The 14,069-nt window shown below is 59.7% G+C and carries 16 protein-coding genes; 13 read left to right on the forward strand and 3 right to left on the reverse strand.

The window, feature by feature from the left end:
- Positions 1–8 precede the first annotated feature (8 nt).
- The 7 genes from MHY24_RS01465 (at position 9) to MHY24_RS01495 (ending at position 3,699) form a co-directional block, all read left to right on the forward strand.
- Complete coding sequence (locus tag MHY24_RS01465) at positions 9–377, forward strand: F0F1 ATP synthase subunit epsilon (protein WP_239228096.1); 369 nt, start codon at positions 9–11, stop codon at positions 375–377.
- 186 nt (positions 378–563) lie between these two features.
- A complete protein-coding gene (locus tag MHY24_RS01470) occupies positions 564–1,040 on the forward strand; it encodes a DUF2550 domain-containing protein (RefSeq protein ID WP_239191476.1) in 477 nt (158 codons plus the stop codon).
- 23 nt (positions 1,041–1,063) lie between these two features.
- A complete protein-coding gene (gene nucS / locus MHY24_RS01475; RefSeq protein ID WP_179386385.1) occupies positions 1,064–1,756 on the forward strand; it encodes an endonuclease NucS in 693 nt (230 codons plus the stop codon).
- Positions 1,756–2,040, forward strand: coding sequence for a hypothetical protein (locus MHY24_RS01480; protein ID WP_234447200.1), 285 nt, complete (start codon positions 1,756–1,758; stop codon positions 2,038–2,040). The genes nucS and MHY24_RS01480 overlap by 1 nt, the downstream gene beginning before the upstream one ends.
- 10 nt (positions 2,041–2,050) lie before the next feature.
- Positions 2,051–2,359: a thiamine-binding protein gene (locus MHY24_RS01485; protein ID WP_005323373.1), complete on the forward strand. Its 309-nt coding sequence runs from the start codon at positions 2,051–2,053 to the stop codon at positions 2,357–2,359.
- Positions 2,360–3,286, forward strand: a complete 927-nt coding sequence (locus tag MHY24_RS01490; protein WP_239228097.1) for a tetratricopeptide repeat protein — start codon at positions 2,360–2,362, stop codon at positions 3,284–3,286.
- Positions 3,287–3,306: 20 nt separating this feature from the next.
- The gene (locus MHY24_RS01495; RefSeq protein ID WP_239228098.1) at positions 3,307–3,699 is read left to right on the forward strand and encodes a low molecular weight phosphatase family protein; all 393 of its coding nucleotides are present in this window, start codon (positions 3,307–3,309) and stop codon (positions 3,697–3,699) included.
- Between the two features lie 4 nt (positions 3,700–3,703).
- Here the strand turns inward: MHY24_RS01495 and glgB are convergent, their stop codons facing one another.
- Positions 3,704–5,821, reverse strand: coding sequence for a 1,4-alpha-glucan branching protein GlgB (glgB, locus tag MHY24_RS01500; RefSeq protein ID WP_239228099.1), 2,118 nt, complete (start codon positions 5,819–5,821; stop codon positions 3,704–3,706).
- Positions 5,822–5,865: 44 nt separating this feature from the next.
- Complete coding sequence (locus MHY24_RS01505) at positions 5,866–7,875, reverse strand: maltotransferase domain-containing protein (RefSeq protein ID WP_239228100.1); 2,010 nt, start codon at positions 7,873–7,875, stop codon at positions 5,866–5,868.
- A 58-nt stretch (positions 7,876–7,933) separates the two neighbouring features.
- Between MHY24_RS01505 and MHY24_RS01510 the strand changes: the two genes are divergently transcribed.
- From MHY24_RS01510 to MHY24_RS01535, 6 genes are read left to right on the forward strand one after another with little or no spacing between them, the layout of a single operon-like run.
- On the forward strand, positions 7,934–8,755 hold the full coding sequence (locus MHY24_RS01510; protein WP_005327654.1) for an ABC transporter ATP-binding protein: 822 nt from the start codon (positions 7,934–7,936) through the stop codon (positions 8,753–8,755).
- The gene (locus MHY24_RS01515) at positions 8,752–9,579 is read left to right on the forward strand and encodes an NUDIX hydrolase (protein ID WP_239191469.1); all 828 of its coding nucleotides are present in this window, start codon (positions 8,752–8,754) and stop codon (positions 9,577–9,579) included. The genes MHY24_RS01510 and MHY24_RS01515 overlap by 4 nt, the downstream gene beginning before the upstream one ends.
- A complete protein-coding gene (locus MHY24_RS01520) occupies positions 9,576–10,709 on the forward strand; it encodes an SAM-dependent methyltransferase (RefSeq protein ID WP_239191468.1) in 1,134 nt (377 codons plus the stop codon). Before MHY24_RS01515 ends, MHY24_RS01520 begins: the two co-directional genes overlap by 4 nt.
- A 24-nt stretch (positions 10,710–10,733) precedes the next feature.
- Positions 10,734–11,516 carry an electron transfer flavoprotein subunit beta/FixA family protein gene (locus MHY24_RS01525; protein WP_239228101.1) on the forward strand — a complete coding sequence of 261 codons (783 nt, stop codon included), beginning with the start codon at positions 10,734–10,736 and terminating at the stop codon, positions 11,514–11,516.
- A gap of 8 nt (positions 11,517–11,524) precedes the next feature.
- Complete coding sequence (locus MHY24_RS01530) at positions 11,525–12,466, forward strand: electron transfer flavoprotein subunit alpha/FixB family protein (protein ID WP_239228102.1); 942 nt, start codon at positions 11,525–11,527, stop codon at positions 12,464–12,466.
- Positions 12,466–13,581 (forward strand): cysteine desulfurase family protein, encoded by a 1,116-nt coding sequence (locus MHY24_RS01535; RefSeq protein ID WP_239228103.1) that lies wholly within the window; start codon positions 12,466–12,468, stop codon positions 13,579–13,581. The genes MHY24_RS01530 and MHY24_RS01535 overlap by 1 nt, the downstream gene beginning before the upstream one ends.
- Here MHY24_RS01535 and MHY24_RS01540 read toward each other — a convergent pair.
- The coding region (locus MHY24_RS01540) for an HNH endonuclease signature motif containing protein (protein WP_239228104.1) at positions 13,578–14,069 on the reverse strand (492 nt) is incomplete at its 5' end. The genes MHY24_RS01535 and MHY24_RS01540 overlap by 4 nt on opposite strands.

Below are 14,069 nucleotides of genomic sequence, written 5' to 3' on the forward strand. Positions count from 1 at the left end.
AGAGGCACATGGCTGACATCACCGCCGAATTGGTTTCCGTCGAGCGCCTGCTGTGGTCTGGACAGGCCTCCATGGTCACGGCTGAGACCACCGAGGGTGAGATCGGCGTGCTTCCCGGTCACGAGCCAATGATCGGTCAGCTGATCGATAATGGCGTGGTGACCATCCACCCAGTGGACGGCGAGCGCCGCGTCGCCGCCGTGCAGGGTGGCTTCCTCTCCGTTACCCAGGACAAGATCACCGTCCTCGCTGATTGGGCCATCTGGTCCGATGAGGTGGATGAGGAGAAGGCTCAGAAGGATTTCGTTTCTGAGCACGAGCTCACCAAGTCCCGTGGCGAGGCCGCACAGCGTGCAGTTCGCCGCGCCAAGGCTTAATACCTTGGATTGGTAGGAGAGGGCAGCAATAGCCGCCCTTCCTGCTCTCTTAAGGCGCATCGGTTTATAGCCGGTGCGCCTTCTTCGTTTTTTCTTTGCCTTTTCTTATTGGCGTGTAGGCCCTTCAAGGCGCTACAATCCAAAGAATCAGTTTCCCCACAGAGCGAGGATGGCGTGAAAAGGCCCATGAATTCAACGGTGGTTGCAGTGCTTCTGTGGGCCCTTGGAGTGGCCCTGCTGCTAGTTATTTTTCTGGCTGCGCTTCGCTTTTTCACCGTGCGATCGCGCGGTACTTCAGTCCTCCTGCGCCGAGTTCCGGCTAAGAATTCCCTTTCTTGGCGCCATGGTTCGCTGCGTTATGAAGGAGAATTCGTGGAGTATTTCAAGCTCCGTTCTGTCTCTCCGCGCTGCGATCTGCGCATCAACCGCCTCGACATCGAAGTAGTGAGCACCCGCCCGCTTGATGATGACGAGGCTTCTTTTATGTCCGCTGCCACCGAGGTCGTTCGCTTTCGGGCTAAGGGAAAAGAATATGAGCTGGCTTCCGACGCCCACGGCATCATGGCCTTCGGGGCGTGGGTCGAGGCCGCTCCATCCAAGCGCCAGCAGCGCTTTGACTTCCGGCAATTGCGCGAGCGCGCTACCCGTCAATCCAAGCGATAGGCCCACCCGCTAGGGTAGAGAGCATGCGTTTAGTAATCGCCCGATGCTCAGTAGATTACGTGGGCCGCTTGGATGCCCACCTGCCGATGGCAGACCGCCTGCTCATCGTCAAAGCGGACGGTTCCGTGTCCGTGCATGCCGACGACCGCGCTTATAAGCCGCTCAACTGGATGACACCCCCGTGCACCCTGAAGGAGTCCGCGATTGAGGACCTCGACGGTGAAGATACGGGCGAGGTCTTGTGGCTGGTGGAAAACCCTAAGGGCGAACAGTTGCGCATCACCATTGCTGAGATTCATGAAGAAATCTCCTATGACATGGGCGAGGATCCAGGCCTAGTCAAGGATGGCGTGGAGGCCCACCTACAAGAGCTCTTGGCGGACCAGATTGATACCTTGGGCGAGCGCTACACCCTGGTGCGCCGCGAATATCCCACCGCCATCGGCCCCGTAGACATTATGGCGAAGGATGAAAACAACAATAATGTGGCGATTGAGGTAAAGCGCCGGGGTGGCATCGATGGCGTAGAGCAGCTGACGCGGTATCTGGAGCTGCTTAACCGCGATGAGCTTCTCGCCCCTGTGTCCGGTGTATTCGCGGCCCAGGAAATCAAGCCGCAGGCACGTACCTTGGCTGAGGACCGCGGGATTCGGTGCGTCGTACTGGATTACCAAGAGCTGCGTGGGCTCGAGTCGAATGAATTGCGGCTGTTCTAATGCCACGGCGAAATAGGCGCAAACCCGTAGAGATCCGATCCCTGCCTAAGGACGGCTCAACTTTCCTCGGCTCGCAAACGGTCGAGGGGCCAAGCTGGACGCACGGCGAACCCTATGTCATGCGGCATATCGGTTCTGCTCGGGCCCAGAAGTATTACGTGTGCCCGGGGTGTAACCAGAACATCCCACCCGGGGTGGCACACATCGTTGCCTGGCCGCGGGACGTGGGCCGCCAGGGCGACGATCGCCGGCACTGGCACCGCCACTGCTGGGAGCGTAGGTAGACTGGCGGGCATGATTGTTGCATTTTCTGTAGCCCCTGCGGTGGTCAATAATGACTCCCAAGAAATGGCCGATGCTGTGTCCGAGGCCGTGCGCGTGGTCCGCGAATCCGGCCTGCCCAACGAGACCAATGCCATGTTCACCTTGCTCGAAGGCGAATGGGACGAGGTCTTTGACACGATTAAGAAGGCCACCGATGCAGTGCGTGCGGTTTCCCCGCGCACTTCTTTGGTGGTTAAGGCCGATATTCGCGAAGGCGTAACTAACCAGCTAACGGATAAGGTAGATGCGGTTAATCGCCGCCTTGCAAAGGAGGACTAGATGACTTCACCAAATAATGCTTATGTAGGAGGAGCGCTCGACCTCAGCCAAGTCAAGGCGCGAGCCGAGGCCCGGCAAAAGGCACAGGAGTCGCCGCAGGCAAATGCGGGCGGCATCCAACCCTTCTTCGCGGTAACCGAGGCCAACTTCGACCAAGATGTGGTTCGCCGGTCTACGGAAGTTCCGGTCGTGGTCCTCATCGGTACTGCTCGCTCTACCCAGTCGGAGCAGTTGAAGACTGACCTTGCGGATTTGGCCGCGCAAGGAAACTTGAGCTTCTTGGTTGCTTACGTGGATGCGGATGCTACTCCGCAGGTTGCGCAGGCCTTTGGCGTTAAGAATCTGCCGACAGTCGTGGCCTTGGGCGCTGGACAGCCGCTGACCAATTTTGAGGGCGCGCAACCCAAAGAAGCCCTAAAGCAATGGGTCGATACCTTGGTGCAGAATGTTGGTCCACAGCTGAAGGGCTTGCAAGGCAATGAGGCATCGGAACAGCCACAGGAGGAAGAAGAGGATCCGCGGCTCCAGGAAGCAGAAAGCTTCTTGAACGCCGGCGACTTTGATGGCGCTCTCAACGTCTACAACTCCATCTTGGAATCTGAGCCCGATAATGTGCAGATCAAGCAGGCGCGTGACACCACGGTCTTGCTCAAGCGCCTCGACCCCGCCAACCAAACCGAGGATCCGATTGCGGCCGCGGAGGGGGATAAGGGGGACGTCGATAAGCAAATGCGGGCTGCCGACGCCGAAGTGGTAGCCGGCGCTCCAGAAAAGGCCTTCGATCGCCTCATCGAGACGATGAAGACAACGGCCGGCGATGAGAAGTCCCGCGTACGCGAGCGCCTGCTAGAGCTCTTTGGGCTCTTTGAAGGCAATGACCCGCGCGTGCTCGACGCCCGCACCAAGCTGGCGAGCGCCCTGTACTAGCTTGGGTAGCATGGGAAAGCATGACTTCAGTGCTTTTTCTTTGCAATACCAACCGAGGCAAGTCGCAAATGGCAGCGGCGCTCGCCCTCAAGCATGCACCAGATTGGGATATTTACTCTGCTGGCGTGCAAACTACCGATGAGCACGTCAAGCAGGGAATCAACAAAGAAGCGAAAGCTTCCCTGGCGAAGGTAGGAGTAGAAATGTCAGGTACGCCCACTCTCGTGGATCCCCAGATCGCCGCAACTGTTGACCACGTGGTGGTGGTAGGCGACGCGGATTATGATGGCCCTGCGCAGAGGTGGGACATTGAGGACCCATCGCTACGCGGACTTGAAGGGGAAGAACGCATGGACGCGTTGCGCGATGACATAGACGCTCGCGTAGCTGAGTTCGTGCGCGCTCAGCGGTAGCTCTTTAGCCTTTCAAGACATACCACTGCACGGAATTGGCCGGCAGATGCAGCGTCGTGGAGTTGTTCTCCACGCGGATGCGCTGGGGAAGTGGGTTCCCAGCGCCTTCATAGACGGCGTCGTCGGTGTTGAGCACCATCTGCCACTCGCCGTCGTGTGGAACCCAAAGGCCGTAGTTGGGAATGGACGAACCAGAAAGGTTGCACACGGCGAGTAGAGCAGAGCCGTCTGCGCCGTAGCGGACGTAGCCCAGAACGTTATTGGTCGAGTCATCCGCCTTGCCCCATTGGAAGCCGTCCTGGCTGAAATCCTGGCTCCACAGTGCTGGGGTACCGCGGTAGACGAGGTTGATATCGCGCACGAGGCGCTTGATGCCCTGGTGCCATTCGCTACCCCAACCGTCGAGGTTGCTCCAGTCCACGGAATGTCCCTCGGCCCACTCGGTAGTCTGGCCAAATTCCTGGCCCATGAAGAGCAGGTTCTTGCCGGGGTGGGAGAACATGTAGCCATAGAGGGCGCGCAGTCCGGCGGCCTTATTCCAGTCGTCGCCAGGCATGCGCTCCCACAGCGAGCCCTTGCCGTGCACAACTTCGTCGTGGCTAAACGGCAGTACGTAGCGCTCGGAGTAGGCATAGACCATGGAGAAGGTGAGCTCGCCGTGGTGATAGGAACGGTGAATGGGGTCGTGCTTGAAGTACTCCAAGGTGTCATTCATCCAGCCCATATTCCACTTCAGGGAAAAGCCTAGGCCGTTTTCAGAGGTAGGGGCGGTAACGCCCGGCCAGGAAGTGGATTCCTCAGCGATGGTGAGCACGCCTGGATGCGTGCGGTTGAGGGTGGCGTTGGTTTCCTGCAGGAATTGCACGGCCTCTAGGTTCTCGCGGCCGCCATATTGGTTGGGCAACCACTCATCGCGGGAATAGTCCAGGTAGAGCATGGAAGCCACGGCGTCTACGCGCAGGCCGTCGATATGGAATTCTTCGGCCCAGTATAGGGCGTTGGCCACGAGGAAATTGCGTACCTCATTGCGGCCGAAGTCAAAGACATAGGTGCCCCAATCGGCTTGTTCGCCGCGGCGGGGATCGGGATGCTCATAGAGAGCCTGGCCGTCAAAGCGACCAAGGGCCCAATCATCCTTGGGGAAGTGTGCCGGCACCCAGTCCACGATGACGCCGATGCCGTTTTCGTGCAGGGCATTGACCAGCTCTCGGAATTCATCCGGCGAGCCCCAACGCGCAGAAGGCGAGTAGTAGCCAGAGACTTGGTAGCCCCAGGATCCGCCGAAGGGATGCTCGGCCACGGGCAAGAGCTCGACGTGGGTGAAACCGTGCTCCTTGAGGTACGGGATGAGCTCCTCGCGCAAGCGGTTGTAGTTGGCACCAACCTTCCACGAGCCGACGTGAACCTCATAGACGCTCATGGGCACATCGAGGTTGCCGGTGCGTTTGTCCATCCATGCGGAATCGGACCAGGCGAAGCTGGTGGAATCCACGATAGAGTCCGTCTCCGGCGGGCAGGCGGTGCGCTTAGCTAGGGGATCGGCCTTGTCCTTGCAGCCCTCGTGGCTAAAGATGGCGAACTTATAGTGCTCGCCAGCACCGATACCGGGAACAAAAACCTCCCATACTCCGGTAGATCCTAAAGAACGCATCGGATATTGGGTGGGGTTCCAGCCACAGAAATCGCCCACAACGGCAACTCCCTGGGCATTAGGAGCCCACACGGCAAAGGAGACGCCGGAAACGGTACCCATCTCGGTGTCATAGGAACGCAGGTTGGCGCCGAGGACATCCCAGAGGCGCTCGTGGCGGCCTTCCCCAATCAGGTGCAGATCTAGCGAGCCGACGGTGGGAAGGAAGTGGTATCCATCGGCCACGGTGCGGGTAGGGGCCTCGGGGTAGGTGATCTCTAGGCGGTAATCGCAGTTATCGCCGATTTCCGCCTCCCAGATGTCATCGCCGACCAAATCCATGGACACGGACTGCGTGGGAGTGTGCAGCTGCACCTCGGTAGCGCCTGGTTGGCGGGTGCGGACGGTACCTTCGTGCCAGCCGTAGAAACCGTGCGGGTCATGGTGGCGGCAGTCATTGAGGCGAGCGAGGTCGGCGGCCGGGATAGTCATACAATCAGAGTACCTAGTTCGAGTGCGGTCCGGTGGGCGAATATTTACGGGCGATAGTCGCTTACTCCGCGCCAGGTGAGCTGTTCCTGGAGGGCGTGGTCGGCAGGGGGAAGGACGAAGACATGGGCGACGTCGCGAAGCGGCTCTAGGCGCACAAAGTTGCGCTCGGACCAATGGTAGGCAGAGCCGGTAATCGTGTCCTGGACGGTATAGGACTCGCCGGGGTGGCGGCCGATAGCCTGCATATCTACCGTGACGGTGGCTTCCTGTGCATTGCGCGGATCCAGGTTGACCACAACGAGGACTACGTTGCCGGTGGTCGGATCCGCCTTCGAATAGGCAATGATGGCTTCATTGTCGGTGTCATGGAACCGCAGGGTGCGCAGTTGCTGCAAAGCGGGATTATCGCGGCGGATCTGGTTAAGCAGCCGGATATAGGACTCAAGGGAATCTCCGGAGGCAGCCGCCGCCGCAAAATCGCGCGGGCGTAGTTCGTACTTCTCAGAGTCGAGGTATTCCTCAGAACCTGGGGCTACCGGGGTGTGCTCGTAGAGTTCGAAGCCGGAGTACACGCCCCATAGAGGCGACATGGTGGCTGCCAATACAGCGCGAATGGCGAACATGGCGCGCCCGCCAGTCTGCAGGGACTCGTGCAGGATATCCGGGGTATTAACAAAGAGGTTAGGGCGGCAGATATCTGCTTGGTCGACGTGCATTTGGCCAAACTGGGTGAGTTCGTGCTTGGAGGTTTGCCAGGTGAAGTAGGTATAGGACTGGGAAAAACCTGCCTTCGCTAGACCGAAGAGGCGAGGGGCGCGGGTAAAGGCCTCGGCCAAGAAGATGACATCCGGATGGGTGGCATGCACGCGGGTAATTAGCCAGTCCCAAAAGTTTGCCGGCTTGGTGTGCGGGTTATCCACGCGGAACGTACTCACTCCGGCTTCGACCCAAATCATCAAGGTTTCATAGATTTCGTGGTAGATGGCATCAGGAGCGTTATCGAAATTAAGCGGATAAATATCCTGATACTTCTTTGGCGGGTTCTCGGCATAGGCGATGGTGCCATCCGGAAGTACGGTGAAAAATTCAGGGTGGCTCTTCGCCCACGGATGGTCGGGCGACGCTTGAAGAGCAAAATCGAGTGCTACTTCCAGCCCGAGTTCCTGGGCGCGGGTGACTAGTTTCTGGAAATCCTCCATTGTGCCCAAGTCCGGATGGGTGGTGGAGTGATCTTGGATGGCCCAGGGGCTTCCCACATCCCCAGGCTCGGCAACGACCGAGTTATTCTTTCCCTTGCGGTGCACCTTGCCGATGGGATGGATAGGCGGAAAGTACACTGTATCGAAGCCCATATCGGCCACCCGCTCCAGTGCCTTGGCAGTGGTAGCAAAAGTGCCGTGGACCGGATTTCCCTCTTCATCCCAGCCTCCCGTGGAGCGGGGAAAAAGCTCGTACCACGAGCTATAGAGTGCGGCCGGGCGCTCCACATATACCTCGTGGATCGTGCCCTCCACCAGCAGGTCGCGCAGGGGATGCGAGTGCAGGATGCCTGCCACCTCCTCCGAGAGCGCTACCTGCACGCGCTTATCGACGTCCAAGGACTCATCCCCCAAGTCCCGAGCGGCCGCAAAGAGCGGTTCCACCACATCCGACGGGGTTTGCAGAGCCGCGCGAGAAAACAACTCTGCGCCATGCTGCAGGTCATTGGCCAGCTCAGCAGCGGATTGCCCAGCCGCCATCTTCTTGGTTACCGCGTTTTTCCACGTGGCGATGGGATCGGACCAGGCATCGACGCGGAAGTACCAGGTGCCTTGGGTGCCCGGGGTAAATACGCCGTGTACGCGATCCTGGTCATCGGGATCAACCTGCATGGTGACCGAGGAGGTAGCCGTGGTCCGTGCCGCCCACGCAGACAGGGTTGCCGAGACCGCGTCGTGGCCCTCGCGCCAGACGAGGGCGGTGACAGGAATTACCTCGCCTACAATTGCTTTGGAGGCTACAGAACCGGCGGAGATAAGCGGGCGGACATCGTCAATACCAAGGCGAGTAGTCATGCCCATAAGACTAATGCAGCTGTGTCAATTTCACCGGGCAAAGAACAAATCAGTCACAATGGAAGGCGTGAACGACGTAACTCCCACTGATCAAGATTGGCTCGTAGATTTTCGCGGCGTCGAGCTGCGCCGCGGCGGCAAGACCCTCGTCGGACCCGTGGACTGGCAAGTAGAGCTCGATGAGCGCTGGGTCATCATCGGCCCCAATGGCGCGGGCAAGACCTCGCTGGTGCGCATGGCCGCGGCCGAAGAGTTCCCCTCGAAAGGCACCGCCTTTTTGATGGGGGAGCAAATCGGCAAAACCGACATGCGCGATCTGCGCGCGCTTATCGGCATCTCCTCCGCGGCGGTGCAATCGCGCATCCCGGACACTGAGCGAGTGGACGATCTAGTTGTCTCCGCCGGCTACGCTGTGTTGGGCCGCTGGCGCGAAGAATACCAGGACATGGATTTCTCCCGCGCGGATGACATCTTGGCCCAAGTTGGCGCCACCCACCTCAAAGAGCGCACGTGGGGAACCCTGTCTGAGGGAGAAAAGAAGCGCGTCGTCCTCGCTCGCGCTCTCATGTCTAACCCGGAGTTGCTCATCCTCGATGAGCCGTCCGCCGGAATGGACCTGGGAGGCCGCGAAGACCTGGTGGGATACCTTGGCAATCTAGCTATGGATCCCGATGCCCCAGCGATAGTCATGATCACCCACCACGTGGAGGAGATTCCCTATGGCTTCACCCACGCCATGCTGTTGGATGAGGGTAAAGTTGTGGCAAAAGGACTGATTAATTCCGTCCTCACCTCCGAAAACCTGACTCGCGCCTTCCACCAGCCAATTCAGGTGGACCGCATTGGACAGCGATACTTCGCCCGCCGAGCTTCTCTATGACCAATCCTTTTCATGATCGTCTCGATGCCATTGACGCCAGCGATACCACCGGCTTCCACGGTGGGCGCCTGGCGGCAACCGTCCTGCTCCTTCGGGACGGCGCTGACGGTCTTGAAGTGTGGGTACAAGAGCGCGTCCACACGATGCACAACTACCCGGGGCATTCAGTATTTCCAGGCGGCGGTGTAGACCCCCGTGACTTTCCGCCGCGTGCCTGGGACTCGGGCGAGCTATGGGCCGGAAAGTCTGTCATCTCCATGGCCCGCCGGATGGGCGTGACCAAGTACAAAGCCCACGCTCTCGTTTTCGCCGCTGCCCGCGAGCTCTTCGAAGAGGCCGGCACCCTTTTCGCCATCCGCGAGGACGGCATTGTCTCCAATGCGCGGCGCTACCACAAAGAGCGAAAACTACTAGAAAACCACACCATTTCCTTTACCGAATTCCTCAGCAATAACGGCATGCGTGTCGACGCCGATATGCTCCTTCCCTGGGCGCGCTGGGTAGGAAAGGGAAAGAGCCATTGGTTCGACACCTTCTTCTTCGTTGGGGTGTTGCCCTCCGGCCAAGAACCCGATGGGGATACCGATGAAGCAGACGATGCCGGATGGTTCTCCCCGCAGCTCATCCTGGACGGCTGGCGCGCCGGGCTGGTGCGCCTTGCCATCCCCACGTGGGCACAGATGCAGAGGCTGAGCAAGTATTCCTCCGTACAAGAGGTCCTAGAGGATGCGTCCTTTTCGGACCTGCGCCCCGTCATTGGGGATCCCCGCGAAGATCCCCGTTACCGCGAATTCTTCTCCACCACCCCTTTAGACCGAATATGAGTTATACCCCCGCAGAAGTTGACTTCCTTGCCGAGCACCAAGAGGACATACCACACCTCGACCTCACCTTAACCAAGGCTTCTCGGCTCAAAGACACCGAAATCCTAAAGTCTAAGTTCGGTGAGTATGGCCGCGCGGTCATGGAGCTGGTAACCGCCCGCAGTTCCGGCAAGCTTCCGCACGATTGGCTTATGGATGCGGACTCCGCCCAGCAAGCAACCCCCTTCGAAGTGGCGGCGTATCGGACGAAATTCCTCGCCGAGCAGGGAGTGCGCAGCGTTCACGACGTCACCTGTTCTATCGGCACCGAAGGCTATAACTCTCCGCTCGACTATTTTGGCTCAGACCTGGATGAATCACGGGTAAGAATGGCGAGGCATAACCTCTCTTCCGCCAGGATTTTCCGCGCGGATGCGCTGACGACTACTACCACTGCCGATGTTCTCCTTGCAGACCCGGCCCGCCGCGCCGGCGGCAGGCGGATCACGCGGCCGGAGGATTTGGTGCCACCGCTCCCGGAGGTCGTCGACAAGCACCGCGGCAAGGAATTGGCCATCAAGTGCGCGCCTGGCCTTGATTTCAGCGAGTGGGATGGTCTCGTTACCGTCGCAAGCGTCGATGGCGGGGTAAAAGAAGCCTGCCTTTATACCCCAGGCCTTGGCAGCGGCCGAAGGGCAGTGGTGATTCGTGGAGGCAAGCTAGATGTCCTCGACGACCGCGCAGACAACCTACCCGATGCCGGAGACATTGGCAGTTACCTCATCGACCCGGATGGGGCCATCGTGCGAGCGGGATTGGTCCAGCATTACGCGGCCAGGGAAGGGCTGCATCAAATCGATCCGCGCATCGCATACCTGACAGGAGAGAGGATTCCGGAGGGGACTTCGGGATTTCCATTCATAGAAAAAGTACCCCTAAAGAGATTAAAATCCGTACTTAAATCCTATGATGCGGGAAGCCTAGAAATCCTTGTACGCGGGGTAGAAGTGGACCCTGACCAGCTGCGGAAGAAGATGAAGCTGAAGGGAAAGAAACCTTTTGCGGTCATCATTACGCGAATTGGCTCACAGGGAATCGCCTTGCTGTGTCAACCCCGAGTATTATCGTCCGAGGATAATTACGCAACATAAATATATCGGAAAGGTGAGTGCCCAATGCCAACTATCGTGGCTCTGGTCAAACACGTGCCGGATACGTGGTCTACCAAGTCTTTGAACGATGACCACACCCTGGATCGCACCTCCGTGGATAACGTCATTGATGAGGTTAATGAGTACTCCGTGGAACAAGCCCTGCGACTGCGCGACAATAACCCCGATGCTGGCTACAAGGTCGTAGCGCTGACGATGGGGCCGGCCCAAGCCGACGAGGCACTGCGTAAGGCTTTGGCCATGGGCGCCGACGATGCCGTGCTCGTCTCTGACGACTCCCTGGCTGGAGCGGACGCGCTATCGACCGCGTGGACCCTCAATGCCGCGCTCAATAAGCTTGACGACGTCCAGCTGATCACCGCCGGTGCCGAGGCTTCCGACGCCTCCACCGGCCTGCTTGCCGGCCTGCTCGCCGAATACCGCCAGCTGCCGGCCCTTACCGGTCTCCACAAGGTAGTGCTAGTTGACGGCACCCTGCAGGGCACCCGCGATGATGCACGCGGCACTTGGGAACTCGAGGCGCCGCTGCCAGCGATCGTTACGGTGAACGATAAGAGCGACAAGCCGCGATTCCCCAACTTCAAGGGCCTTATGGCAGCTAAGAAGGCGGAGATCACCACCTTCACTCTGGCCGACCTGGGCATTGAGGCCATCGCGCCGACGACCTCTGTGTCGGCCGCGGAGAAGCGCCCACCACGCACCGCCGGCGAAGTTATTTCGGAGCCCAACCCGCAAGATGCAGCGAAGAAGATCGCTGACTTCCTGTCCGCAAAGAACTTGATTTAGGAGTAGATATGTCGCACGTTTACGTACTAGTTGAGCACGACGCGGACAACCTCCTTCCCGTTACCGGCGAGCTGATTACGGCCGCGCGGGAATTGGGTACGGTGTCCGCAGTGGTCGTCGGCAAGCAGGCCGATAAGTTCGATGCCGAGCTTGCCGCCCTCGGTGCCGCACAGGTGGTTCAGGCAACGGCCGAGGATTATGATCAGCGTTTCCTTACCCCGGAGGTTGATGCCCTGCATGCGCTTGGCGCTGCGAACCCAGCGCCTATCGTGCTGGCCGCAACTCCGGCCAATAACGAGATTGCCGGCCGACTCGCAGCTCGCCTCGCCTCTGGCGCACTGGTCAATGTCAATGGCATCGACGCCGATGGCTCCGCCCAGATGAGTATTTTCGGTGGTTCTTATGAGACCACCTCTACCGCCGCTGGCCAGTGCCCGATCTACACCCTCCGCCCAGGCGCGGTTGAGGCTGCGCCACAGCAAGTGGAGGCGCAGCCGGCGCCGATGCCGTTGCCGGCCGCCACGGGCAAAGACGTCAAGGTAACTTCCTTTACTCCGGCACAGAAGTCTGCACGACCGGAAATTACCGAGGCTAAGGCAGTCGTCGCCGGCGGCCGTGGCGTGGGCGACGAGTTCGGCGCCGTCGTCGAGCCGCTTGCCGACGCCCTCGGTGCCGCAGTCGGTGCCACCCGCGACGCCGTCGATGAAGGCTTTTATGACGCCGCCTATCAGATCGGCCAGACCGGTGTTACCGTCTCGCCCGACCTCTACATCGGCTTGGGTATCTCTGGCGCTATCCAGCACACCTCCGGCATGCAGACTTCCGGCACCATTGTGGTGGTCAACCAAGACCAGGATGAGCCCTTCTTCCAGATCGCCGATCTCGGCGTCGTGGGTGACCTGCATGAAATCGCACCGGCCCTGACCGAGGAACTGAAGGCGCGCCAGTAATGCCGCACTACTTCGACTATGCCGCTACCCAGCCGATGCGCCAGAGCGCGATTGACGCGTGGGTGGCGGCGGCCGGCTCCCTCAACTCCGGCGCGCAGTATGGTTCCGGCCGCAAGGCTCGGTCCGTGCTGGATGATGCCCGCGAAAAGGTGGCTTCCCTCCTCGGCTGCGAGCCCATCGAAGTCATCTTCACCTCTTCAGGCACCGAGGCGGACAATATCGCCATTCAGGGGCTCTACGCGGCTGGGCAAACAAACCGCATTATTTCTACCGATATCGAGCACCCCGCCGTGCGCGACACCGTCTCTAAGCTGGAGAAAACCGGAGCGGCCGTCGACATCCTTCCCGTCGACCGTTCCGGGCACATCGCAGATCTGTCGGTCCTAGACACGCTTGCCGACGTCGCTACCTGCATGTGGGCAAACAACGAAACCGGCGCCATTCAGCCCATCGAAGAGATCGCAGCCCGAGCGAATGCGACAGGCACGCCCGTGCACGTGGATGCGGTCCAAGCTGTTGGCAAAGTCCCCATCAACTTTTCCTCGCTAGGGATCACCAGCCTTGCCGCCAGCGCCCACAAGTTCGGCGGCCCCCGCGGCATCGGTCTGCTTTTGGCCAAGCGCAGCCCTGCGCCCCAGCCGATTGCCTACGGTGGCGGCCAAGAGCGAGGTATTCGCCCTGGCACCGTGGACGTCGCGAGCGCTTCCGGTCTAGCTGCGGCGCTGGAGGAATCCGTTTCCGAAATCGCCGTCCAAGGCGAGCGAATTGCGGCTCTCCGCAATAAGCTGCGCGACGGAATTCTCGCCACCATTGATGACGCGGTGGTCAATTCCGCTGAGCCGTGCTTGCCTTCCCACCTGCACGTCTCTTTCCCCGGTGCTGACGGCGATAGCCTCATCATGCTGCTGGATTCCTTGCAGATCGAGGCCTCTACCGGCAGCGCTTGCAGCGCAGGCGTAAACCGCATGTCTCATGTCCTCGAAGCAATGGGCGTAAGTGAGGCGGAAGGTATTGGTTCTCTTCGCTTTACTCTTGGCCGACTCACTTCGGACGAGGACGTTGACTACGTCTTGGCTCATCTGCCGGAGGTCATTTCCCGAGCCCGCTCCGTCTAGCTATCATTCCTTTCCTTTGCCGCCGCCCGCCGGGCGGCGATAGCTTGGCCCACCGTTAGTGCCCAGTTCTTGTTCTTGGGCGCTAGCGGTCCTTGGGGCTCATCGTATTCCCAGCGACCGTCATCAAAGAGCCATACTATGTCCCCAGTATGTGGATCCATGATGTAGAAGGCGCCACCATCAGTTTTGATGTTGTGATGGTGCTGGCACAGTGAGGCCAAGTTGCTTCCCGAAGTTTTCCCTCCCTTTGCATGGTCAATTCGGTGGTCCTTTTGACAGTTTTCTGCGGGGCGATTGCAGCCCGGGAATCGGCACACGCCATCGCGGCCTTCTACGTAGGCGCCAATGAGCGGGGGAGTGACGTAGCTTTCGCTCTCCATTCCTTTGGCACGATCCATGTCTCGCGTCTGGGTGGGGCACAGACTGTCAGCGGTCTCTGGGCTTACCCACCCGAATCCCCGGATAAATGCGGGAGCCGCCTCCTGGTC

The sequence above is a fragment of the Corynebacterium sp. ACRPQ genome (genome assembly GCF_022347225.1).
Lineage (GTDB): Bacteria > Actinomycetota > Actinomycetes > Mycobacteriales > Mycobacteriaceae > Corynebacterium > Corynebacterium tuberculostearicum_D.